Source organism: Rhodomicrobium sp., from assembly GCF_047605405.1.
Lineage (GTDB): Bacteria > Pseudomonadota > Alphaproteobacteria > Rhizobiales > Rhodomicrobiaceae > Rhodomicrobium > Rhodomicrobium lacus.
In genome coordinates, this window is sequence record NZ_JASGFR010000018.1 from 33,330 (window position 1) to 55,253 (window position 21,924).

Annotated in this window: 21 protein-coding genes; 11 read left to right on the forward strand and 10 right to left on the reverse strand. The window is 62.0% G+C overall.

The window, feature by feature from the left end; translation table 11 throughout:
- Positions 1 to 51: 51 nt before the first annotated feature.
- The 4 genes from QM659_RS09010 to QM659_RS09025 form a co-directional block, all read right to left on the reverse strand.
- Positions 52 to 777 carry a type 1 glutamine amidotransferase gene (locus tag QM659_RS09010; RefSeq protein WP_415188161.1) on the reverse strand — a complete coding sequence of 242 codons (726 nt, stop codon included), beginning with the start codon at positions 775 to 777 and terminating at the stop codon, positions 52 to 54.
- Positions 778 to 857: 80 nt separating this feature from the next.
- Entirely contained in the window at positions 858 to 1,511 is a 654-nt protein-coding gene (locus tag QM659_RS09015) for a pyridoxamine 5'-phosphate oxidase family protein (RefSeq protein WP_415188162.1), read from the reverse strand.
- 64 nt (positions 1,512 to 1,575) lie between these two features.
- Positions 1,576 to 2,121, reverse strand: coding sequence for a DUF2087 domain-containing protein (locus tag QM659_RS09020; RefSeq protein ID WP_415188163.1), 546 nt, complete (start codon positions 2,119 to 2,121; stop codon positions 1,576 to 1,578).
- 213 nt (positions 2,122 to 2,334) lie between these two features.
- On the reverse strand, positions 2,335 to 3,219 hold the full coding sequence (locus tag QM659_RS09025; RefSeq protein ID WP_415188164.1) for an isocitrate lyase/PEP mutase family protein: 885 nt from the start codon (positions 3,217 to 3,219) through the stop codon (positions 2,335 to 2,337).
- Positions 3,220 to 3,490: 271 nt separating this feature from the next.
- Here QM659_RS09025 and QM659_RS09030 point away from each other — a divergent pair, with 271 nt between their 5' ends.
- The 5 genes from QM659_RS09030 (at position 3,491) to QM659_RS09050 (ending at position 9,617) form a co-directional block, all read left to right on the forward strand.
- Positions 3,491 to 4,726 (forward strand): hypothetical protein, encoded by a 1,236-nt coding sequence (locus QM659_RS09030; RefSeq protein WP_415188165.1) that lies wholly within the window; start codon positions 3,491 to 3,493, stop codon positions 4,724 to 4,726.
- 128 nt (positions 4,727 to 4,854) lie between these two features.
- Positions 4,855 to 5,958 carry a polysaccharide deacetylase family protein gene (locus QM659_RS09035; RefSeq protein ID WP_415188166.1) on the forward strand — a complete coding sequence of 368 codons (1,104 nt, stop codon included), beginning with the start codon at positions 4,855 to 4,857 and terminating at the stop codon, positions 5,956 to 5,958.
- Positions 5,959 to 6,237: 279 nt separating this feature from the next.
- On the forward strand, positions 6,238 to 7,827 hold the full coding sequence (locus QM659_RS09040; protein ID WP_415188167.1) for an ATP-dependent DNA helicase: 1,590 nt from the start codon (positions 6,238 to 6,240) through the stop codon (positions 7,825 to 7,827).
- 108 nt (positions 7,828 to 7,935) lie between these two features.
- The gene (locus QM659_RS09045) at positions 7,936 to 8,859 is read left to right on the forward strand and encodes an ABC transporter ATP-binding protein (protein WP_415188168.1); all 924 of its coding nucleotides are present in this window, start codon (positions 7,936 to 7,938) and stop codon (positions 8,857 to 8,859) included.
- The gene (locus QM659_RS09050) at positions 8,856 to 9,617 is read left to right on the forward strand and encodes an ABC transporter permease (protein WP_127076719.1); all 762 of its coding nucleotides are present in this window, start codon (positions 8,856 to 8,858) and stop codon (positions 9,615 to 9,617) included. The genes QM659_RS09045 and QM659_RS09050 overlap by 4 nt, the downstream gene beginning before the upstream one ends.
- A gap of 76 nt (positions 9,618 to 9,693) precedes the next feature.
- Here the strand turns inward: QM659_RS09050 and QM659_RS09055 are convergent, their stop codons facing one another.
- The 4 genes from QM659_RS09055 to QM659_RS09070 form a co-directional block, all read right to left on the reverse strand.
- Positions 9,694 to 10,302, reverse strand: a complete 609-nt coding sequence (locus QM659_RS09055; protein ID WP_415188169.1) for a hypothetical protein — start codon at positions 10,300 to 10,302, stop codon at positions 9,694 to 9,696.
- A gap of 177 nt (positions 10,303 to 10,479) precedes the next feature.
- A complete protein-coding gene (locus QM659_RS09060) occupies positions 10,480 to 10,791 on the reverse strand; it encodes a hypothetical protein (RefSeq protein WP_415188170.1) in 312 nt (103 codons plus the stop codon).
- The gene (locus tag QM659_RS09065; RefSeq protein WP_415188171.1) at positions 10,791 to 11,777 is read right to left on the reverse strand and encodes an ABC transporter permease; all 987 of its coding nucleotides are present in this window, start codon (positions 11,775 to 11,777) and stop codon (positions 10,791 to 10,793) included. Before QM659_RS09065 ends, QM659_RS09060 begins: the two co-directional genes overlap by 1 nt.
- A 3-nt stretch (positions 11,778 to 11,780) precedes the next feature.
- On the reverse strand, positions 11,781 to 12,827 hold the full coding sequence (locus QM659_RS09070; RefSeq protein WP_415188172.1) for an ABC transporter substrate-binding protein: 1,047 nt from the start codon (positions 12,825 to 12,827) through the stop codon (positions 11,781 to 11,783).
- A 185-nt stretch (positions 12,828 to 13,012) separates the two neighbouring features.
- Between QM659_RS09070 and QM659_RS09075 the strand changes: the two genes are divergently transcribed.
- From QM659_RS09075 to QM659_RS09100, 6 genes are all read left to right on the forward strand, one after another.
- Positions 13,013 to 13,168, forward strand: a complete 156-nt coding sequence (locus QM659_RS09075; RefSeq protein ID WP_415188173.1) for a zinc-binding dehydrogenase — start codon at positions 13,013 to 13,015, stop codon at positions 13,166 to 13,168.
- A 364-nt stretch (positions 13,169 to 13,532) separates the two neighbouring features.
- The gene (locus QM659_RS09080) at positions 13,533 to 14,453 is read left to right on the forward strand and encodes a transporter (RefSeq protein ID WP_127076713.1); all 921 of its coding nucleotides are present in this window, start codon (positions 13,533 to 13,535) and stop codon (positions 14,451 to 14,453) included.
- A gap of 112 nt (positions 14,454 to 14,565) precedes the next feature.
- Entirely contained in the window at positions 14,566 to 15,882 is a 1,317-nt protein-coding gene (locus QM659_RS09085; RefSeq protein WP_415188174.1) for an ABC transporter substrate-binding protein, read from the forward strand.
- Positions 15,883 to 15,892: 10 nt separating this feature from the next.
- Positions 15,893 to 16,810 carry a carbohydrate ABC transporter permease gene (locus QM659_RS09090; RefSeq protein WP_415188175.1) on the forward strand — a complete coding sequence of 306 codons (918 nt, stop codon included), beginning with the start codon at positions 15,893 to 15,895 and terminating at the stop codon, positions 16,808 to 16,810.
- Position 16,811: 1 nt separating this feature from the next.
- On the forward strand, positions 16,812 to 17,636 hold the full coding sequence (locus QM659_RS09095) for a carbohydrate ABC transporter permease (protein ID WP_415188176.1): 825 nt from the start codon (positions 16,812 to 16,814) through the stop codon (positions 17,634 to 17,636).
- Positions 17,637 to 17,639: 3 nt separating this feature from the next.
- Positions 17,640 to 18,752 carry an ABC transporter ATP-binding protein gene (locus QM659_RS09100; RefSeq protein WP_415188177.1) on the forward strand — a complete coding sequence of 371 codons (1,113 nt, stop codon included), beginning with the start codon at positions 17,640 to 17,642 and terminating at the stop codon, positions 18,750 to 18,752.
- Positions 18,753 to 18,871: 119 nt separating this feature from the next.
- On the opposite strand, the gene QM659_RS09105 is transcribed toward QM659_RS09100, so the two are convergent.
- Together QM659_RS09105 and QM659_RS09110 are read right to left on the reverse strand one after the other, a co-directional pair.
- On the reverse strand, positions 18,872 to 19,867 hold the full coding sequence (locus tag QM659_RS09105) for a hypothetical protein (protein ID WP_415188178.1): 996 nt from the start codon (positions 19,865 to 19,867) through the stop codon (positions 18,872 to 18,874).
- A gap of 114 nt (positions 19,868 to 19,981) precedes the next feature.
- Positions 19,982 to 21,847 carry a hypothetical protein gene (locus QM659_RS09110; protein ID WP_415188179.1) on the reverse strand — a complete coding sequence of 622 codons (1,866 nt, stop codon included), beginning with the start codon at positions 21,845 to 21,847 and terminating at the stop codon, positions 19,982 to 19,984.
- Positions 21,848 to 21,924: the final 77 nt, after the last annotated feature.

A 21,924-nucleotide genomic window follows, 5' to 3' on the forward strand; every position in this document is an offset into this window, starting at 1 on the left:
GCTTAATTCATGCATGGCGGCGTTTTCAGCGCCTGTCGAAAAAGCGACCGATCACGCGTTCGAGGGTGAGATGACGGCCATCAGATTTTCGTTGAGCTTACGCGCGGCTTCGTTGAAGGCGGGGAGCCGCGCTTCCGTCTCGCTTTCCAGCGCCGCTGCCCCTTCCTTGCCGAGTGCCTTTTCGAGGCTCGCGGCGTATTCCGGGATGTCACGCCATTCCGGCACCGTGTCGGGCGTGATCTCGACATGATATTGGAAGCCGTAGGCGTGGCGGCCGACGCGGATCGCCTGAGTGGCGCAGGCCGCATTTGACGCGAGCACGACGCCGCCTTCGGGCAGCCGCTTCACTTCCGAGCCGTGCCACTGGAAGATTTCAGCGCGGGGCGGGAAACCCTTGAAGATGGGGTCGGCAAGGCCCGCTTCGGTCAGGTCTACATGTGTGAAGCCGACCTCGGGTGCGTCCATCGGGCCGACCTCGCCGCCGAGCGCCGCCGCCAGGAGCTGATGCCCCAGGCAGATGCCGAGATAAGGGCGGCCAAGCTCGCCCACCCAACGACGGATCGCGCGTTTCTCGTCTGCGAGCCAGGGCAATTCATCCTCCTGCCAGACATCCATCGGGCCGCCCATGGCCACGAGCAGGTCGAACTCTTCGAGGGTCGGGATCTCGTCGCCCTCGTCGAGTTCTACGGCCAGCACCTCATGACCCGCGTCGAGCCAGAAATCGAGAAAGACGCCCGGATGTTCGACCGCGAGATGCTGGAAAACGAGAATGCGCATGGTAGCCCCCGAAGCGGTTTCGCGCGAAGCGGGTTTCCGGTTCGCGCGAAGAGAAAAGTCATGGGAAGAGATAATGGATTCTAGCCGATCTTGAAGTCCTTCACACCGGCGGGCATTTCGACGCCCGGCAGATTGCGCGGGTCCGGGATCGGCTCGCCGACATCGAAGCGGATCGGAATCGTCCCCGCCCATGCCGGAAAATCGTAGTCGGTATCGTTGTCTTCGGGATGACCGGTCCGCACCTTGGCGGAAGCCTCGTCGAGCGAAAGCGACAGGATCGTCGTTGCATTCATCTCGGCTTCGGTGACGGGGCGCAGGCGATCCCACTGGCCCGCGACATAGCCGTCGACCATGCGCTTCAACTGGCGCTCCTTTTCCGCGCGATCGGTAACCTTCTCCGCATTTCCGAACACCATCACGGAGCGATGATTGACATTGAAGTTAAAAGCGGCGCGCGCCATGACAAATCCGTCGAGAATCGAGACGCAAAGACAGACTTCCGCATCCGTCGCCGCCTTCATCGCGCGCCCCGCCGCAGCGCCGTGCCAGTAGATGCGGTCGCCTTCGCGCCACTGCATCGTCGGCGTCACGATGGGCTTGCCGTCGTGGATGAACGCGACGTGGCAAAGCGGCTGCGCGTCGAGAATGGCATGGATGGTGTCCTTGTCGTATTTCGCGAGCCAGCGGTAGCGATTGACAGTTGTGCGCGCGCTGGGTGCGGTGGCCTCGGTCATGGTCGGGAGCCTTTCTTGTATTACTCTATATATAAGTTCCGTTAGCAAGATCGAGGCCACGGCGTCAGCTTGGCAGACGGGTGCCCAAGTGACGGATCAGCGCGACCGCATCCGCCGGAGGCTTTTTCTCCAGGCGCCGATATTCGCGGCAGTCCGGCGTGCGGGACAGAAGACCCGTGTCGACCATCTCCCGCCGGAGCAGGGCGTGATCGCCGAACAGGTGATGGGCGTTGAGAAGGTGGTTCACCTCGCGCTCGGCGAGGACCGCGCCGGCAGGCCATCGCGACCACATCACCCACAGGCAGAGGTCGCGGTGGCTGGCCTTGGAAGGCCATCGGATGAACCGCCCGGCGGCATCGAAATAGCGCGCGATGCGTTCGACTCGGACGAAATCCACCGGCTCCGGCGCGGCAGGCGCGCGTTCGAGTCTGGCTTCCGCCTCGTGTTGCGCGCGAAGGTGCTGGAAGTTGCGAAAGCCCGCTCCGCGCGCCAGCATGTTCAGGATCTGAACGTGGCCCGGCTTCTCAGGCGTGGACTGAAGCTCGCGACCGATCGAACGGGCGAGCGCGGATATATCGTTGGCGGCGTAAGGAAACACGGTTCTAGACATGGCTCATCCTCGTGGCGCCAAACCGCTTGGAGAACGGGTCGCGGGTCGCTCTTGACGACTGGCACCGAGGGTGTCCGTCGATGGGTGTTGAGGGCAGGTTTAGCTTCCCGGCGGGAATAGCGACGCCTCGGTGAACTGCTGACCGCCATGAAGAATAAGGCGGCTGGCCCTCCTGCGCAAGCTCGAACGCGAAGCTTCCGCTGCGGCCGATCCCTATCGCAGCAGGTCGTTCAGCGCGTCGGCGGAGATGGCCTTGTCGAGGTTGTTGAACTGGCCGAAAGCGAGGATTTCCTCGGCCTTGAGGCGCAGATTGCCAAGCAGCGAGCGCATCAGCGCGGTGCCGAGCACGACGGAGGATGCACCCGCCCGGCTCAGGGCCTTCAGGTCGGGCGCGGGCGTCAGCGCGACATTGATCTGGAGCGGGCCGTCCACATGCGCGGAGAGCCGCTCGACGATCTGGATATGTTGCACGCCGGGCACGGCGATACAGTCCGCGCCCGCCGCAAAGTAGGCTTCCGCGCGCTCGACGGCGGTTTCAAAGGGAGAATAGGGGGGCGGCTCCAGCAGAAACGCTTCAGTGCGGGCAGTCACCACGGCTGGAATGCGCGTTTCAAGCGCGGCCGCCTTCGCCGCCTTGATGGCCGCCGTCATGTCATGCATCGAGGCCATGCCATGCTGGCCGCCCCGTCCGCCGTCGCCGATGGTCACGCCCACGCAGCCGGCGGAAACGACGGCGTTGACCGCGCGGCCGATCTCTTCCATGGACCGGCCGATGACGCCCTCAAGGTCGGCGTTCACCGGCACGGAAAAATTCGAGGCGACGCTTTTTGCTGTTTCCACAAGCGTGTCGAGCGGGACGCGATCTGCCGGCAGGAGCCCGCGCGACCAGGCGACGGAAACGGGTGATATGCCGATGATATCGAAACCCGCGTCGGCGATCACGCGCGCAGAGATGACGTCCCAGACCTCGGGGAGGATGAACGCTTCGCGCGCCTGCAAGCGCTTTCGGAAGCGGCGCACTTTTTCCTTCTGATCCTTGAGGGCGTTCTCGTCGATGCCTGACGCGCTGTCGAAATCTGCGACATGGTTCGAAATCATATCACACACGGCCTCTGCCATTGGTCCGCGTCGTGCGAGACGACGCCGGATAAGATGCTTCGGGTTAAATGTCCTTCGCCGATCCCGCAAGCAAAATGCGGCCTTGCAATGGCGCGTCACGGCCGCGAGGCGACCTCTGTGCCTGCCTCACGCACCTGTGCAGGACGCCACCTTCAACGCCCGCGAGAGGGGGAGATTGGAACCGTCGAAAACGATGCCATATTAACGACCAACCTGCTCTGGGACCGGGACTTGCGTCATGTTGCCTGCCATGTCACGAACCGTCGCTGCCCGCGCCGCCGTGGCGCTCGTCGTATTTGCCGCGCCTCTCGGGCTGGCCGTGTCGCGAGCCGCCGACGAGCGGGCCGAGGCCGCCACCGCTGCTGTGGCGCAAGCCCCGGAGCCGGACACACGCGGGCTTCAATCCGACGCGCTGCTTTCCACCATCGACCGCATCCTGAAACGCGCGGCGGCAGAACGCGAGGCAGTGAAGACGTTGCCGAACCGGGACAAGTTTCTGTTCGAGCCGGTCTTCACCGAAACGCGACAGGACCGCGAGAAAACCGTTCGCGCGCTGCTCGATGGCGCGCTGTCAATCGTGACCGATGCTCCCGTTCTGAAGCTTCAGGACGACATCGCCCGCCAGCGCGAGAAGATCGCCTCCAACCGCGACCGCATCGCCACCTTGCGCGAGCGGCGGCTCGACGCGCCGCAGGGCAGTATGTGGCCCGGTATTCTCACGGACACGAAAGACTCGATCGACCGGACCATCGCGGCGCTTCAGGACGACATCAAGGAACGCGAAGCGGACATCGTGCGTGTCAAGCAGGAGATCGGGAAGGCGCTCGACGTCGCGGGAATTCCCCTCAGTCAGGATCAACTCGATCTCCTGCTCGACAGCGTGCTCGGCGGGGATCTTCTGAAGCTGATGACGGCTTATGAAGTGGCGAAGATCGCCGACCGGAAGCTTGCGGAACTCGTCGAGCAATCGAACGACGATCTGAAGGCCGCGCGCCGCTATTTCGCGATGCACGCCGCGCTGTTTGCGCTCCTCGTACAGGCGCAGGAATTGCTCATCGAAAAAATCGACAAGGTTTACATGGCGCGTCTCGACGGCATCATCGGCGACATCGCGAGGACAGGGGCGAAGACAAGGGATCTGATGCAGTCGGCCACGCGCGACGATCAGCGCCGGACGCTGGAAGCGAACGCCAGGGCGCAGGAGCTTTCACGCAAGGTATCCGGCTTCTATCGCGACTATCTCGCGACGCAGCGGCGCCTTTTATGGCAAACGCGTGAAAAAACCCTGTTCGATCTGAACGTCGCGGACAATACCTATGAAACCGTCGAGGCGAGCTTTCAGTTGAAAGCGCTCATGGATGAAGCAAAAACATCTTTCGATTCTTTGCAAAAGCTTGACGCTCCCGGCTTCGAGCAGATCTTCCGCAATGAAAATTTAAGGCGCGAATTCGAGACTCTCACCCGTAAACTCGCGCCGGCGTCGTGAAGGGCGGCAGCTGTCTCCCTGAATCAACAGCGGCGTGAAAATCCGACGGCATCGCGGCTTTGGGCTTCGTCAGGCATGCGGTTCCGATCTATATTTGCAGCGTCTAGCGGGACGATAGGTATTTCGAGATGCGGTTTGTACTAAGTCTGATCCTGGCGGGAGGCGTTTTTTCGGGCGCTCTCGCAAACGACAATGACTGCGCGTACGATCCGAAAACATCTTCCGTTTCGCGCATCATCGCAGCCGATTCCACCCACGGCGCGCTTTACGGCACAGCGCTGAATGCGCAGTCCAACCGGTCCTATGCGCGCACGCTCAACCTCCGCGACCGCGAAGTGGTGCTGACATTCGATGACGGCCCCCTCGGCACGAATACACGCACGGTGCTCGACACGCTCGACAAACACTGCGTGAAGGCCACGTTCTTCTCTGTGGGACGCATGGCGCTCGCCGATCCGAAGCTTCTCAAGGAATACGACCGGCGCGGCCATACCATCGGCACACATACCTTTTCGCATCCGTTCGGCATGGACCGCATGGCTCCGCAGGATGCCATCGCCGAGATCGAGAAGGGGTTCGCGGCGGTGAGCCATGCGCTCGGCAAACCTGTCGCACCGTTCTTCCGCTTCCCCGGTCTTCGCGATTCTCCCGAGGTCGTCGCCTATCTGGCCAGTCGCAATATCAGCACGTGGTCGGTCGATGTCATTTCGGGCGATACCGATCCCGGCGCGAGTGCAGCCAAGGTGACGCGTGACGTGCTGGCGCGCGTTCGCGGAGCAGGCAAGGGCATCATCCTTTTCCACGACATAAAGAAGCCCACGGCGGAAGCGCTCGACGGCATCATCACCGCGCTCAAGAAAGACGGCTACAAGTTCGTGCATGTCGTCTCCAACACGAACTACCAGCCCAATCCCGAGATGGTGGCGAGACCCGACGCGTTCCGCACGCCTCCCGAGATGGCGACCGTAACCGGCCGCTGGACGGCGTCTGCGGCTACGGTCGTACGCCCCGAAATCAAGGCGGGCAGCGTCGACGTGATGCGGACCGAGTGGGTCGAACTCCAGCAGGCGAATGAACAGCTCACCGGCAAAGTGCGCTCCGAGACTGCTTCAGGCGGGAGCGGTCAGACAGACAGCGCCCTCGTCGCCACCAGCGCGGGCGGCGGCGGTAGCGGACAAACGGGCGGGGCCTATATGGCCAACAGTTGGCTCGTGACCGGACAGATTCAGTAACGCCGGAGGGGCGCGAAGCGCCTCGACAGACCGCAGCGCGGGCCGGAAAACCATTCTCGCGAGGTGCTTCGGCATGCATACGTCCTTTCAATTCATACCTTAGCCGGTTCGACGGCACACAATCGGTCTCGTCGCGCTATTCATGGCGGTAAAGCGCGGCGCCGGTTCCGGCGGCGGTGCCCCTCACCGCGCGAAGGAAGGGGACAGGGCTCAATCGCAGCTTGTTGGGGCCTTTCGCGATCCGCTATGTTTGCGCACTCAGAGGGGTGGCGAGCAGGCATGAGACAGGACGAAGCACTTCAAATCCTCAAATCGGGAGCGAGCGTCTTCCTCACGGGCGAGCCGGGCAGCGGCAAGAGTTACGTCGCGTCGCGTTTCGTCGGCTATCTGCGGCGCGAGGGCATCCCCGTCAGCGTCACCGCGTCGACCGGCATCGCGGCAGCCCAGCTTGGCGGCATGACGGTGCATGCATGGAGCGGCATCGGCACGCGCTCGAACCTGTCACGCGCCGACCTCGATTTCATAGCGCGCAACCGTCGCGTGACCGACCGCATCAAGAAGGCGCGCGTCCTCATCGTCGACGAAGTGTCGATGCTGTCCGGGCAGACGCTCACCGCCGTCAGCCAGGTCTGCCAGTATGTGCGCAAATCGTCCGCGCCCTTCGGCGGCATCCAGACGGTGTTCGTCGGCGACTTCTTCCAGCTTCCGCCCGTGGTGCGCCGCGACGAGCATCCGGGCGCAGAGACGGAAAGCCAGGACGAGGCAGACGCGTCGCCCTTCGCCTACGCAAGCCGCGCGTGGCGCGACCTCGACCCCGCCATCTGCTACCTGACCGAACAGCACCGCCAGACCGACCGCGCGTTTTCCGAGCTTCTCGGCGCCATCCGTTCGAACGCCTGCCGGCGCGAGCACCTCGAAATCCTAGCCAGCCGCAAGCCCACGCGCGAGACGCTGCCGCATGGCATCACCCGGCTTTACACCCACAACATGGACGTGGACCGCATCAACCACTCCGAACTCATGAAGCTGCCGGGCGAGCCGAACGTCTTCCTCATGAGCACGATGGGCGACAAGGTGCTGTCCGAGGGGCTCAAGCGAGGCTGCCTTTCGCCGGAAGAACTCGCGCTGAAGCTCGGCGCTGTGGTGATGTTCACCAAGAACGACCCCGAAGGCCGCTTCGTGAACGGCACGCTCGGTGTCGTCTGCAATTTCGACCGCGAAGGCGGCTGGCCGGTGGTCGAAACGAAAAGCGGCTTCACGGTCACGGCAAAGCCCGCCGAATGGAAGGTGCAGGAAGACGACGCCGTGAAGGCCGGAATCGAGCAGGTGCCGCTGCGGCTCGCATGGGCGATCACCGTGCACAAGAGCCAGGGCATGTCGCTCGACGCGGCGCTGATGGATCTGTCGAACGCTTTCGAATACGGGCAGGGTTATGTCGCTCTGTCGCGGGTTCGCGCGCTCGGCGGCCTTCATCTTCTCGGCTGGAATGAGCGCGCCTTGCGTGTGCACCCGGAGGCTTTGGCGAAGGACGCCGATTTTCGCGAAGCGTCGGAGAGCGAGGCCGACCGACTGGCCGCGCAGGGGGCGGAGAAGATCGAGGCGCTGCGCGTATCCAACTTGCGCGAGATGAAGGGGCTGCCCGCCGGTCCCGCCACGCCGTCGCCCGCCGCCCCGGCGCCCGCGTCCGTCGAAAGCGTGAGGAACGGCGCCCCCGAGCACGCATACAGGAAATGGAGCGTGGAGGAGGAGGCCGACGTATCCGCCCGCTACAAGCGCGGCGAGAGCGTGAAGGCGATTGCCGCCGCCGTCGGGCGGCAGGAAGGCGGCATCCGCGCCCGCCTCGTGAAGCTCGGCCTGATCATGAAATAGCCGGGCGGTCTGAGGTGGCACCGGCAAAAGGTGACAGGGCGGTCGATTTCTGCTTTCTAGGGTTTCCAAAGAAAAATCGGCGCGCCTCTTCCTCCCTCCAAGATCTCCATGCCCCCCATCATTTCCGTCTCGAACGTCAGCAAGACCTACGCCTCGGGCCTCGTCGCCCTCAAGGGCGTGAGCCTCGACATCGCGCCGGGCGAGATTTTCGCGCTGCTCGGCCCGAATGGCGCGGGCAAGACCACGCTGATCAGCATCATCTGCGGCATCGTGAACGCGAGCGGCGGGACGGTCACCGTCGGCGGCCATGACAACGTCAGGGACTATCGGGCGGCGCGCTCGCTGATCGGGCTTGTCCCGCAGGAACTCGCGACCGACACGTTCGAGCAGGTCTGGGCGACGGTTTCATTCAGCCGCGGCCTTTTCGGCAAGGCGCCGAATCCCGCCTTCATCGATCAGGTGCTGAAGGATCTCTCGCTTTACGAACGCCGCTACAGCAAGATCATGACGCTCTCGGGCGGCATGAAGCGCCGCGTGATGATCGCGAAGGCGCTCGCGCACGAGCCGCAGATCCTGTTCCTCGACGAACCGACGGCAGGCGTGGACGTCGAACTGCGCCGCAGCATGTGGGAGTTGATCCGCAAGCTGCGCGACGCGGGCGTGACCATCATCCTCACCACGCATTACATCGAGGAAGCCGAGGAGATGGCGGACCGCATCGGCGTCATCAACAAGGGCGAGATCATCCTCGTCGAGGAAAAGGCGGAACTGATCCGCAAGCTCGGACAGAAGCAACTCATCCTCGACCTTGCGCAGCCGCTCGCGGGGCTTCCGCCGGAACTTGGCCGCCACAGTCTCCTCCTCACAGGGAACGGCCAGCAACTCGTCTATACCTACGACACCAAGGGCGAGCACACCGGCATCACGGCGCTTCTTAACGAGCTTTCGGCGGCGGGCATCCGCTTCAAGGATCTGAACACGAAGCAAAGCTCGCTCGAAGACATCTTCGTGGGACTGGTGAGCGGCAAATGAACTGGCGCGGCGTTTACGCAATCTACACGTTCGAAATGGCGCGCATGCGCCGCACGCTTCTGCAAAGCGTGGTCTCGCCCGTCATCTCGACGGTGCTTTACTTCGTGGTGTTCGGCTCCGCCATCGGCGGCCGCATCACCGACATGCAGGGCGTGACCTATGGCGCGTTCATCGTGCCCGGCCTCATCATGCTCACCATCCTCACGAACTCCGTGGCGAACGCGTCTTTCGGCATCTATTTCCCGCGCTTCCTCGGCACGATTTACGAAATCCTGTCCGCGCCGATCTCGGGCCTTGAAATCGCGCTCGGCTGCGTCGGCGCGGCGGCAACGAAATCGATCATTCTCGGCCTGATCGTGCTGGCGACCGCCGGTCTGTTCGTGCCGCTCGACATCGCTCATCCGGTGGCGATGATCGGCTTTCTCGTGCTGACCGCGATCACCTTCAGCCTGTTCGGCTTCCTGATCGGCATATGGGCGGACAATTTCGAGAAGCTTCAGGTGATCCCGCTGCTCGTGATCACGCCGCTGACCTTCCTCGGCGGGGCGTTCTATTCGATCCACGTGCTGCCGCCCGCGTGGCAGACGGTGACGCTGTTCAATCCCATCGTGTACCTTATCAGCGGCTTCCGCTGGTCGTTCTTCGACATCGCCGATGTCAGCCCCGGCGTGAGCCTCGCCATGACGGCGGGTTTCCTCTCGCTGTGCATCCTCGCCGTCTACTGGGTATTCAAGACAGGCTACCGGCTGAAGACGTGACGGCCCGGATAAACCCGAAGCCGAATGCGCTTGTTAAGCGCTTTTGGCGATAGCGCCGATCGCCGGAGCGTTGTTCTCAGACGCGGGCGCCCTTGACTTTCGTTCGCCCGGCCCCTCTTCTCAGGATCGGCTTTGACGGCTCCTCGATGTCGAATTCGTCGAGGAACTTCTCGCGAATTGCGTTGAACGCCTGCTCGATTTCGCCCCAAACAAGGTTGCGATCACCGATGGGCGAAGCGGCAGGGTCCAGCTTTTCAAAAGCCCGCCGCATGTCGTGGAGAGGTTCGAAAGGGTAAGCGCCTATCAGTTTGTCGGTCTCGCCGACATTGGCATAGACGATGCGCATATTGTCGATGCATTCGGAGAGCTGGGTGAATGTTCTCCAGTAATGTTCGGAATCGGGCTGCGGCATCCTGCAATAATAGAGCAAAGCCCCTTTCGTCTTGACGATCTCGCGCCACTGCTCCCGAAGGGAATCAAGGAAGGTCTGTCTTCGCTGATAGATATTTGCGAGGTAAGCAACCGCGATGGTTGCGATCAGGAGCGAAGAATCCTTGATGAACTCATAGAGATTCGAAAGGCGGGGATTGTCATCGTTCAGCTTCGCAAACAGCGATAAGGCGATGAAGCCCAAAAGGACGGCAACGACAACGCGAAGGATTCGATTCTGCCGGCGACGGGTCATGGATTGCTTCTTTCGGAAATGGCAGGTTGCCGGAACCTGTCCGCTCCGGCGGGAGGCGATCTCCACCGCTCCCGCGACCCGGACCGGTGCAGGTAAAGCTTCGCCATTTCCACTTACGAATACGGCTTCGGCATGGCGTGCCCCCTGCCGTATCGTGCAATCACACGGCTCGGCAGGTCACGCGGGATCCCGCGACAGCCCCCTCAGCGCCGCGAGCGAAAGCAACCCGAATGCGCTCCAGAAGGCGGCTGGGTGGTAGCTGTCGAGATCGAGCAAATGCGGCCGCCTGCACAGGGCACGGGCGAGCGAGCACAAGTCCGAATCGGCAACGAGACATGCCGCCGCCGATGACAGCGGCATGTCCGCGATCTCGATGAGTGGCTGGAACGCCAGCCACCACCATGCCATAGCGGCCACCAGTGCGACGGTGCCTGCCAGAGCGATCCGCGCCGCAGTGATATGCCGAAGCGCACGTAGAACGCCGCTCATCAGATGATACCTTTCTGCCAGTAAAGCGTACGGTCGCGGACCGTGAAGACGAGCTTTACGATCCCCGCGCACAGAACGGCCATCAGCAGCAGGTCGGCGTAGACATTGGCGTAAGCGGAGTAACCGCTGGCCCAGGAGAGATACCAGCCCAGTCCGTATTTCGAACCGAGCATTTCGGCGACGACGAGTGTGGCAAAGGAGTAGTAGAGCCCCATGAAGATGCCGACGAACACGTGCGGCAGCGAGGCGGGCACGGCCACCCGGAGAATCTGGAACGAAGTTCCGGCGCCGAGCGTGCGCGCGACGTCGTAATAGGCGCGGTTGACCTGCGACACGCCGGAAGCCGTCAGAATGGCAACCGGAATGCCCGCCGCAAGCGCCACGAGAAATACGCCGCCCTGAAAAGTCGTCGGAAAGGCATAAAACGCGATGGGAAGCCAGGCGGTTGCCGGCACCGGGCCGATGAGCTTCAGCACCGGCATGCCCCAGTAGTTCACCAGTTGCGACCAGCCAAGCGCGACACCCGTCACGAAGCCGGCCGCGACGCCGATGACGAAGCCCAGGGTCCAGAGTTGCAGCGAAGCCAATATGCAGTAGCCGATGCGTTGCCGGTCATCGACGTAGGCATGGAGCAGCGCCTGCGGCGGCGCGAAGAACGGCTTGGGAAGCCACCCCGTCTTCGCGGTCACCACTTCCCAAAAGGTGAAGATGGCTCCGAGCGCGATGAGCCAGTGCCCATAGTGATCGATGACGCGCCCCGTCTTGCCGAGCCTGTTGTTGATAAAGCCGAGCGCAAGCAATATCGCGGCGCCAGCCTCCAGCAAGAGCACGAAACGATCCCGGCTGCCCCATCGCGAGACATCCGGGAACGTATCGGTGACGATCGCCGCAAGGAGCCATGTCCCGGCGGCGATGAAGCCAGGATACCAGACGTCACCCAGAATCCCTTGCCGCAGCCGAATATTTCCGATTGCAACGGACGTCATCTGCTACACCAGAATGTTGTCGGTGAACTGATTGGCGAGTTCGACCGAGTCGGCGTCGCCTGAAATGACCTTGATGAGCTTCAAATCGTCGAGGGAATCCTTGACCTGCTGGATCAGTTCCTTGCCGATCGGGTGGTTGTGGTAGACCATGCTGTCGAGATCGTCGGTGAGATCGGCGAGCGAAATCTGCGGCTTGAACGTATCGAAGTAATATTGCGCGACCTCTTCGGGGTGGTTGGCCGCGTATTCATGGACCTCGACGGTAGCCTCGGCGAGGCGGCGCACCGCATCCCGGTTGGCCTTGAGATACGGCACGTTGGCGCCGATCACGCAGCACACGCGATCCTGATAGATGCCGGTCTGCGTGTCCGCCAGCTGGATGAGATCGAACTCCTTGCGATAGGTGTAGGCCCAGGGGTCGAACTGTGCGAGCGCGTGCGCTTCGCCCTTGTTCACAGCCTCACCAACCAGGTTCCACGGAAAGGCCCTCCAGTTTACATCCGTCTCCGGGTCGATCCCGGCTTTGGCGAGGGTAACGCTGAAGGACAGCTTTGCCGGGCCGGCGAGATCGGCGACTGATATCGTCTTGCCCTTCAATCCCTCGACTGTGGTGACGCCGGACGCCTTCGATGCCAGCAGCCTCTGGCAACCGCCATGGGTCCCGACGAAGAGCTTGAGGTCGAAGCCCTGTTCGAGCGGTTTCAGAAAGTCGAGTATGAGACCGAGGCCGACATCGGCCTTGTTCGTTGCGAGCGCATGGATGAGCGTCTGTCCACTTGCCCCCTGGAAGAAGAGTTCGGCGTCGAGGCCGTGCTTGGCATAGAAGCCCTTGGCAAGGCCGAAAGCCGCGGGCGAATGGCAGGCTGCCACTTCGGTCCAGGCGATGCGGATTTTTGTCGGCTTCGCGATCACGTTTGCCTGGCTGAACGCCTTGCCGACGCCAACGCCGCCAGTCGCGGCCAAGGCTGCCGCGCCGAAGCCACCGAGCAGCTTGCGCCTTGAGATGCCTGAACGTTTTCCGTCTTGTATGCCATTCCCACCGTTTGCCATTTTCTGCTCCCGAATCTTGCCCTTCAAACCAAGTCAATATTCAATTTAATATATATAATAAGTCAACAATTAAGCGTGGGGGGCATGTCTCGCTGGTTTCCGATTCGCGGTCGAACGCCGTTGGCCGCCGGCGACCGAAGACGCGAGGATAAAACCCGCGTTCGTCAGATCGTCTCACCGAACGCTTGGCAGCTATCGGACATTGCTGCGCTGATCGATGCAGGAAAAGTTCGACCGCTCGTCGAACTGAGTTTCCGCTTTTGCATGCCGCAGATGCGCACCGGCTAAGCGAGCAAGGGCGTAAGCGAGGCAAGATTGTGCTGCGCACAGAAGTCATCTGATTCGAGCCGACTCCATCGCGTCCGACAACGCTGCTTTGTTGGCCCCCAGCGCCATTGTGAATTTGGTACAATCGGGGATTGAATAACTCTGATCGCGCGTCGCAATCAGAAGTGGCGTGGAGGAATTTTCTTCGCCATCCATGCCGGGAGAAGGCGAGCGCTACCCTTGCCGCGTTGCTACCAAATATTTCCATCAACGAGCCGAAATGTAGTTTGTTACAAAACGACAACAGGCTGAGAAAACTTCTCATTTTGGCGTCTTCGCGCTTCAGTTCAAATTTACATTACCAATTAATGTTGATAGATTTTATATACAAATAATGGGCGCGGGCTGTGGGGCTCGCTGGGGCATTCGAGGGGAATTATGAGAAAATTGGGCACTGCGCTCGCGATAGCGGGCGCAACGATGGCGGCTGGTCAGGCGTCAGCTGTTGAAAACTGGGTTCCTTATACCGACGGGATCAGCCTCGGGAGCGCGGTCGGCGCGCTGCCGCCTCCGGGCGTCTATTTCCAGAACGTATTCTTCTACGCTCCGATCAAGAACCACGATGCGAAGGGCAATTACACCGGAGACGACATCACCGGTTACGTCAACGTCCCTGCGGTGATTTTTGTCCCGGATATCAAGATCCTGGGCGCTCAGTATGCCTTCGCGATCGTCCAGCCGTTCGACCACATCGAGTCGGATCCGAAGGTCGGCGGAAACGTGAACCGAAGCGGCTTTTTCTCCACGATCATTTCGCCGGTCAATCTTTCCTGGCAGTTGCCGAACGATCTGCACGTTTCGGTCGGTCTCGGGATCTACATTCCCGATGGCACGTTCGATTCGAGGGTGCCCGGTGGCGCGCTGCCCAGCTCCAATTTTTGGGCCTACGAGCCGAGCGTCGGGATCAGCTGGCTGCATAATGGCTGGAACATCAGTGCCAAGTTCCTCGTCGATATCAACGAGAAGAACGAAGAAACAGACTACAAATCGGGGAATGTCTTCAATACGGACTTCTCGATCAACAAGGCCATCGGCAACTGGACGGTCGGTTTCGGCGGCTACTGGCGCTATCAGTTCACCGATGACGTTCAGTTCGGCAGGAAGGTCAACGGTGACGGCAATCGTGCCGAGGAATTCGGCGTCGGCCCGATCGTCGGCTACAATTTCGGCTCCTTCCAGTTCGACGCCTACTATGAGCGCGCGCTTTACTGGAAGAACGAAGCTGCCGGCGACCGTCTGTTCACACGTGTGACCGTGCCGCTGTACACGCCGAAAGCGGAAGGAGCTTCCCTCAAGTAGCGCAGGCGCGATCCTCATCGCTCTTGGAAGTGCCGGTCTTTCGAGCTCCGACTGCTTGGAAGACCGGCCGTATCGTCCCTTGTCCTGCTCTCTCGACGAAAGGTAATGAACGATGGGAGATACTGACAAAATCGCCGGAGTTGCTCTCGACCGCCGCAATTTTCTGAAGGGCGCAGCCGCCGCCGCTGCGGGCGCGACTCTCGGCATATCCCCGCTGCTCGCTTCGCGGGCTTATGCGGGTCAGGAACTGAACCTCACCATTATCCAGCCCCATGCGGTCACGGGTGAGTACCTGAAAAAGGAATTCCTCGAAAAATTCGGCGTTACGCTCAATTTCACAGTTATCCCATATGACCAGATTCAGGCGCAGGCGACGCTCGACGTGCAGTCAGGCGCCAATCGCTTCGACGTGCACGACTATTGGTACGCGACCATCGGTGCACTGGCTGAAGACAAGGTCGTGGAGGACTTGACCGATCTCATCGAGAAGGACAAGGCGCTCGTCCAGCCGGAAGATTTCCTGCCGGCGATCTACGACCCTTACTCGCTCGTGAATGGCCGACGCTACGGGCTTCCCTACGACGGCGATACCCATCTTCTCTATTACAATAATGAGATTCTTGCGCGAAATGGCATAGCTGTCCCGAAGACCTGGGACGACTACTACAACGCAGTAAAACTCATCACGGAAAAGGAAAAGGCGAACGGGATTTACGGCGCAGCAGTGCTCGGCTTCAAGGTTCCGATCATCCTCATCTCTACCTACGGCAACCGGCTCGCTGGTTTCGGCGGGTCGTTCCTCAAGGACGGCAAGCCCAATCTTCTTTCAGAAGAAGCGATTGCCGCCGCAGAAGAGCTCGTGCGCGTGGCACCCTATGCGCTGCCGACGCCATCGGAAACCGCGTTCGAGCAAGGGCTGCCCGCATTCCTCGCCGGCAAGACGGCCTTCATCGAATTCTGGAGCGATCTGGGCGTAAGAGCGCAGGATCCCGCCAACTCGAAAATCGTCGATAAATGGGGTGCCGCGCCGGTCCCGCTCGGCGGCAACAACAAGGCGAATGTCGCATCGCTCAATGCAGGCTTCGGCTGGGCCATATCCACCGGCTCCAAGAAGAAGGCCCTTGCCTGGGAATTCGTCCGCTGGGCAACATCGGCAGATGTGACGTTGCAGCTTCTGACCTTGCAGAATTCCGGTATCGATCCGGCGCGTACGTCCGGCCTCAACGCAGGCAGCTACAAGGCCTTCGCTCCAAAAGTGCAGGCTGCCATCGCTGCGTCGAGCAAGACCCTCACCTGGCCGAACGGACCGCAGTCGCCGAAGCTTCTCGAAGCGCTGACTGACCAACTGTCACTTGCGCTCAACGGGCAGATAAAGCCGAAGGATGCATTGGCGGCGGCGCAAAAAGAGTGGGAGCACCTGCTCGCCTGACGGGGTAGACGTGCAACTGTCGATTGCCATTACGCCGCCCTTTGCTCACGTCAGTCGGCAAAGGGCTGCGTTCATCCTTCTTGTCCCGCTCGTCGTTGGTCTGGTCGTTTTTGCGATATATCCGGCGATCTATCTGGTTGCCCTTTCGCTGACGAAATCCACACTCGGCCAACCCTTCAAGTCGTGGGTCTGGGGCTCGAATTATCTTTGGGCGGGCGGCGGAGACGGGGGTGTCTTTCTAACCTCGCTTCTCCGCTCGGCAGTGTTCGCACTGACTGTCACGGGGCTGGAACTCGTCGCGGGAACAGCGCTCGCGTTGCTCCTTCTCAAGCCGAGGCGCGGCGATTCGCTGATCCGTGGTTCGGTCCTCCTGCCTCTCATGACGCCGCCCGTACTCGTCGGCACGGCCTGGAAGCTGATGCTCGCCCCGGCGGGGGGGCTTGTGAATGGCAAACTGCAGGCCTGGGGCGTGATCGACGCGCCCATATCCTTTCTCGGAAGTCAGCCGTGGGCAGACATCTCGCTGATCGTCGCCGATGTCTGGCAGTGGACACCCTTCATCGCCATCATGGCATATGCCGCGTTGAAACAGGTGCCGGGAGATGTCGTCGAAGCCGCGCGCCTCGACGGGGCAAGCGAAGGGCGCATCTTCTGGACGATCCTGCTCCCGCTCACGGCGCCCGCGCTCGCGGCCATCTTCGTGTTGCGGCTCGTCATGGCGTTCAAGACGTTCGACCTCGTCTACATCCTGACCTATGGGGGGCCCGGCAATTCGACGGCGTTGCCGAATTTCGGGATCTGGCGGCTTGCCATGCGCAGTTTCGACGTGGGGCTCGCCGCCGCCGAAACGGTTCTGTTCGCGGTTTTCATCTCGCTGGTGCTGGTTCCCGTTCTCCGGCTCCACAAGCGCTTCGAGGAGAGAATCTGACATGGCGGCAAAATCCGTGTCGATCTTCCGGCGTTCGATCTCTGCCGCAGGTCTGTTTCTGGTCCTTTTGTTCTTTCTGCTTCCGATTGCTTATCTCGGCGCGCTGTCCTTCAAGACGCGCGACGAGGTGCTTGTGGGCCGATTCTTCACGGCTCATCCGACCTTCGACAATTGGCTCAAGACGTTCGAATTCATCGACCTCACAGCCTTCATCTGGCACTCGCTTCTCATTGCCGGCGCATCCGCGCTTCTGACGCTCGTCATCACCGCGCCAGCCGTCTATGCCGTCGCAAAACTCGGACGCGGCGATTTTGTGGGGCAACTCACTCTCGCGAGCTACGTGGCGCCCCCTGTCGTCTCGCTGCTGCCGCTATTCTTCCTGATGCGGATTACGGGACTTCTGAACACCGTACCGGGAATGATCATCCTCTACGGCGTGATGAATATCCCGGTGGCTTATTGGCTCCTGCGGGGGTTCGTGAAACAAATCCCGGTCGAACTCGACGAGGCAGCCTGGACGGATGGCGCGGGCTACATAAAGACCTTCGTGCAAATCAACCTGCCGCTGCTGGCGCCGGGGCTCGTTGCCACCGGGCTCATTACGCTCATCCTCGCTTATAATGAGTTCCTGTTTGCGTCCGTCTTCGCGCAGGACGACGCCGTGAGGGGGCTCACCGTCGCGCTCTCGATCTTTCAGGGCGACCGCATTGTCAATTTCGGGCAGATGGCGGTCGCATCGCTCGCAGGCATTCTTCCCGTCTTCATCATAGCCTACGCATTTCAGGGGCGATTGATCGAGGGCATGACGGCAGGCTCAATCAGGTAAGCCATGACGACCATTTCGCTTGAAGGACTGACAAAGACCATCGGCGGGCAGCCGATCCTGCGCGGCATCGATCTCGACATCGATGCCGGTGAATTCGTCGCCGTCCTCGGTCCCTCCGGATGTGGAAAGTCATCGCTCCTTCGGCTGATTGCGGGGCTGGATGCCCCGACATCCGGCACGATTCGCTTCAACGGGGAGATCGTGACACACATCCCGCCGCAGGCGCGCAACATTGCCATGGTGTTTCAGTCCTACGCGCTTTATCCGCATATGACGGTTCGCGAGAATATGTCGTATGGGCTGAGGCAGCGGAAGTTTCCCGCTTCGGAGATCGCCGCGCGCGTCGAGAAGACCGCGAGGATCCTGCATCTCGAGCCCTATCTCGACCGCAGGCCGAAACAGCTCTCGGGCGGGCAACGGCAGCGTGTCGCGATGGGGCGGGCCATCGTTCGCGAGCCGGTGGCGTTTCTCCTCGACGAGCCGCTGTCAAACCTCGATGCGCAATTGCGTCAGGCCATGCGCCAGGAAATCCGCACCCTGCAGAAGGAACTTGAGGTCACCACCCTCTACGTCACCCACGATCAGGTTGAGGCGGTCACGATGGCAGACCGCGTCGTGCTCATGAATGCGGGCACCATCATGCAGCAAGGGGCGCCACTCGAACTCTATGATCGGCCAGCCAATCTCTTTGTCGCTCGCTTCATTGGCACGTTGCCGATGAACGTCTTCGACGTGACCCGAGTCGAGGGCGGCGTGCGTGCGAATGACGGAGCGATTCTAGGCGCGGTCCCTCGCGACGACGCCAAAAGTCTGGTGGCCGGTCTGCGGCCTGAGCATCTCTCGATCAACCCCGGTCGAGAAGAGGAGAAATTCGCGGCGACAGTGACCGCCGTGGAGCATCTCGGCGGCGAAGTGGAAATCTATGCCGATGGGCTGGGCTCGAAACTCTGCGTTCGCGCCTTCGACCGCGATGTGCCCAAGCCGGGAGAGCGCGTCGTTCTCGGGTACGAACCGCAACGGCTTCATCTCTTCGACAAGGCAAGCGGCAGCCGCCTTCCAGCCGACTATTACGCCGCGTCGATCGCATCCCTTATTCATATGGATACCGATTTGTAGGCAGGCACCTGCTGCTGAATCCGGCGCGCTTTCTCCAAAACCGGATCGGTCGTGGTGAAACCGCCATCCTCCACGAGAAGCGCCCGAGCGAAGTTCAGGGCCGCCAATTCGCCCAGCGGTCACTGCATGAGAACCTCGACGAGTTTGGTATCGCCCGCGGCGATCGTGAAGGCCCCAGCATATTGCCGGTCGCCATGCTGGGCAGCCACTCGATACTCCCCCGCCGCCAGCACATGCGTCGGGAACGCGCCCGCGCTTTCGCGGATGACCTCGCCGCTGGCATTGTAGATCGTCCATCGCGTATCGGCGACGGCCTCGCCGCCCCTGCGCTGCACGAGCTTCAACGTGACCTTGCCCGCATCGTGATCGACATTCGCCTCGGCGATCTTGCCGGGCTCGATCACGATGTCCGTAGACACGACAGAGTTCGCGTCGCCGTAGGTGCTGACGATGTGATAAATGCCGGAGTTCAGGCGGATGACGATGCCGGGACGAAGGTCGCTGAACAGCCGCTGCCGGTTGCCCGTTTGATCCTGCGCGTCGGAATAGATTTCGAGCTTGAGCAGGTGCTCGGCCACGATAGGGCCATTCGCCAGCGTGGCCATCAGCCGAAGGCCTCCTGCGTTGACGACGAAATCCTCGTTGACGGGCGTCTGCGGCCAGACGTCTATCTTCCGGGTGAGGTTCGCGCGGCCATAGGCGACGTTGACCAGATACCGGCCGGGCTTGAGTTCGAGCGTCGGGCGGGCCTCGTAAATTTTCGTCACGAGCTTGTAGGTGCCATCGCGGGCGTTGCGCTGCTGGAAAACGCGCCAGACCACGTCTGCCACCATGGGCGCGCTGCCTTCGCTCAGATAGGCTGTGAAGGTGACTGGGGCGGGCGGTCCCGATGTCGGCGGCGCCGGCCGCGCATGCGGTTGCTCCGCCTCCTGTCCGCCGTCTGTCGGGATGACCGCCTCCGCGTCAGTCGGAATTTCCTCCCCGTCGACGACGTTCGAACTGCTCCTCGATTTCGGCGCGGCGTCGGCTGGGCCGGATCTCATCGTCGGGCATGCCGCCGCGACAAGTGCGATTGCGAAGGCGCGCGCAAGAATCGCCAGCATTGCAGCGCGCATCGTTTTTTCTCCCCGGAAGGTCGTCATCGGATGTCAAATCGTCCCCGGATCAGGCAGCGTCCGCCGCGCGAGAGAGCCTAGAAACCGCCTTCGATGAAATTGAGGCGAAAGCGGTCACTGCGCCAGATTCGTCGTCTTCATTTCTCCGGCGACGATGACGATTTCGGCACGGCGGGGCAGGTCCGGATTGTTCTTTGTCCGGCATTCAAGGTCGTATCGCCCCGCCTTCAGAATGAAATGCGGCTCGACACCGGCTGCGCGGATCAGGGGCGGGGCGGTGCGTTCGCTGCCCGCCTCGAAGACGGCGCAGATGCCGTCCTGCTTGCCGGAGAGGAGAGCGATTTTTGCCTCGCCTACGTCGAGAACGACGTTTTCCACCGTCGTCCGTCCCGGCGCGACGCTCACCGTTCGCACGTCTCTTATAGCGCCGTACACGGTTTCGAGGCGATAGGTTCCTGCCGGAAGATCAATGCGCGGCGATGCGCCCGACAAACGAAGGAGCGGGGCACCGCTTTTCGCAACCGGGGTTGCGCCGTCGGTGAAGAGGCGATACCAGGCCGGAAGCGTGGTCGCCGCCGCCGGGGCTGCCAATGCCCTTACCGCGAGCGTCCCGACGTTCAGCGTCATGCTGACGACGGCAACCTTTCCGCCTTCGACCCGCACCGGCGTTTCGAGGCTCGAAAGCCCCGCCGTCGCCGCGAGGACATAATCGCCGCTGTTCACGTGAAAGATCGCGGGAGCGGTGCTTGAGCGGGCGATCTCATCCCGGCGGCCGTTCGCGGCCTTCCTGTAGAGGATGAAGAACGCGCCAGCCGCCGCGTCCCCTCCCGGCGATTTCAGGGCCTCCGCCGCGATGGTACCCGCGTCGAACGGCACCGTGCGTTCCACCTTCGAGCCCTCGACCGATAACTCCGCGCTCGCGGTGGCGAGGCCATAGGTAAGGGCGACCTTATAACGGCCATCGGGAAGCCTTGCCTTTCCCTGTCCGCCGCCTCCGACCCAGAGCGGCGCATCGGATGCGCGCGTCTGGCCGGTGGGCGTCGGCACGATCTTGAATATTTCCCAGGTCACGCCGGCGTCCAGAAGCGGCAACCCTTGCGCAAGCGTGGCGGAAAGAACGACGTTCGGCTCCGGCTGGGATGGAGCAAGCGGCGCTGGCTTGTCCTCGGCCGTCGTTGTTGCAGGCGCGGGGGGTGCTGCTTCATCCGCTGGCGTTGCGGCGGCCTTCCCGGCGTCCGCTCCGGGGGCGGAGGGAAGGGCTGTTGCCGTCGCAGGAGGGACGGGGGAGGGGGCTTTCGCGGGCGCGGCAGGCTCGCTTTCGGGCGCGGCCTTCGCCACCTCGGCAAAGGCTTGACGCAGCGCCTTGTCGAGGTCGGCCGAGGTCTTGACCGCCGCGAAGGCCCCACCCATGGCTTTAGCCGCGCAGGTATAGGCAGCCGCCGCTTTCTCGTTCGCGCCAAGGCCGAATACGGTGAGTTTCGCTTGCGGCGCGGTCTCGTGAAGCGCGCGAGCCGCAGAACACACATCCGTCGCGCAGTCGTCGCCGGTCCCGGCGATCAGCACGGCGGAAATCGGCTTGTCGCCGCCAAGTGCCTTTACCGCTTCCTCGACCGCGGAGAACGCGGGCGCGCGGCCTGCTTTCGGCTCGATCCTGGCGAGTGCCTTGGTCAGCGCCGGAAGCGTCGCTTCCTGCGGTTCACCGGCGAGCGCATTGGCGCGGTCTTCGCACTTCTTCTGCGGATTGCCGCCAAACGTCCACAACGACGCCCTGACATTCGGTCCGAGTTTCGCTAGCGCACCGCCAATACTACTTCGCGCAGTGTCGATCTTCGTCTTCCCGCCGAGATGGGCATTCATCTGCGCGGTCGCATCGAGCACGATCACAGCGCGCGTTTCAGCGCTTGCCCCGCCTGTCGCCAGAAGCAGGGCCAAGCCGCCGATGCACGAGCGGCCAAGGAGACATGCAAGACCCGTCCGCATCGCAAACCTCATTTTTGCGCATCTCGCATCATTACCCGACAAAAGTTACGTCGCGCTTTTGCCGTTGCCGGAATACG

Coding starts and splice junctions, on each gene's coding strand:
- QM659_RS09060 (WP_415188170.1), bottom strand. CDS start 10,791: ATGAGCGGCGTTCTACGTGCGCTTCGGCATATCACTGCGGCGCGGATC.
- QM659_RS09095 (WP_415188176.1), top strand. CDS start 16,812: ATGGCGGCAAAATCCGTGTCGATCTTCCGGCGTTCGATCTCTGCCGCA.
- QM659_RS09040 (WP_415188167.1), top strand. CDS start 6,238: ATGAGACAGGACGAAGCACTTCAAATCCTCAAATCGGGAGCGAGCGTC.
- QM659_RS09030 (WP_415188165.1), top strand. CDS start 3,491: ATGTCACGAACCGTCGCTGCCCGCGCCGCCGTGGCGCTCGTCGTATTT.
- QM659_RS09080 (WP_127076713.1), top strand. CDS start 13,533: ATGAGAAAATTGGGCACTGCGCTCGCGATAGCGGGCGCAACGATGGCG.
- QM659_RS09050 (WP_127076719.1), top strand. CDS start 8,856: ATGAACTGGCGCGGCGTTTACGCAATCTACACGTTCGAAATGGCGCGC.
- QM659_RS09045 (WP_415188168.1), top strand. CDS start 7,936: ATGCCCCCCATCATTTCCGTCTCGAACGTCAGCAAGACCTACGCCTCG.
- QM659_RS09010 (WP_415188161.1), bottom strand. CDS start 777: ATGCGCATTCTCGTTTTCCAGCATCTCGCGGTCGAACATCCGGGCGTC.
- QM659_RS09100 (WP_415188177.1), top strand. CDS start 17,640: ATGACGACCATTTCGCTTGAAGGACTGACAAAGACCATCGGCGGGCAG.
- QM659_RS09065 (WP_415188171.1), bottom strand. CDS start 11,777: ATGACGTCCGTTGCAATCGGAAATATTCGGCTGCGGCAAGGGATTCTG.
- QM659_RS09105 (WP_415188178.1), bottom strand. CDS start 19,867: ATGCGCGCTGCAATGCTGGCGATTCTTGCGCGCGCCTTCGCAATCGCA.
- QM659_RS09070 (WP_415188172.1), bottom strand. CDS start 12,827: ATGGCAAACGGTGGGAATGGCATACAAGACGGAAAACGTTCAGGCATC.
- QM659_RS09025 (WP_415188164.1), bottom strand. CDS start 3,219: ATGATTTCGAACCATGTCGCAGATTTCGACAGCGCGTCAGGCATCGAC.
- QM659_RS09035 (WP_415188166.1), top strand. CDS start 4,855: ATGCGGTTTGTACTAAGTCTGATCCTGGCGGGAGGCGTTTTTTCGGGC.
- QM659_RS09085 (WP_415188174.1), top strand. CDS start 14,566: ATGGGAGATACTGACAAAATCGCCGGAGTTGCTCTCGACCGCCGCAAT.
- QM659_RS09020 (WP_415188163.1), bottom strand. CDS start 2,121: ATGTCTAGAACCGTGTTTCCTTACGCCGCCAACGATATATCCGCGCTC.
- QM659_RS09110 (WP_415188179.1), bottom strand. CDS start 21,847: ATGCGGACGGGTCTTGCATGTCTCCTTGGCCGCTCGTGCATCGGCGGC.
- QM659_RS09015 (WP_415188162.1), bottom strand. CDS start 1,511: ATGACCGAGGCCACCGCACCCAGCGCGCGCACAACTGTCAATCGCTAC.
- QM659_RS09055 (WP_415188169.1), bottom strand. CDS start 10,302: ATGACCCGTCGCCGGCAGAATCGAATCCTTCGCGTTGTCGTTGCCGTC.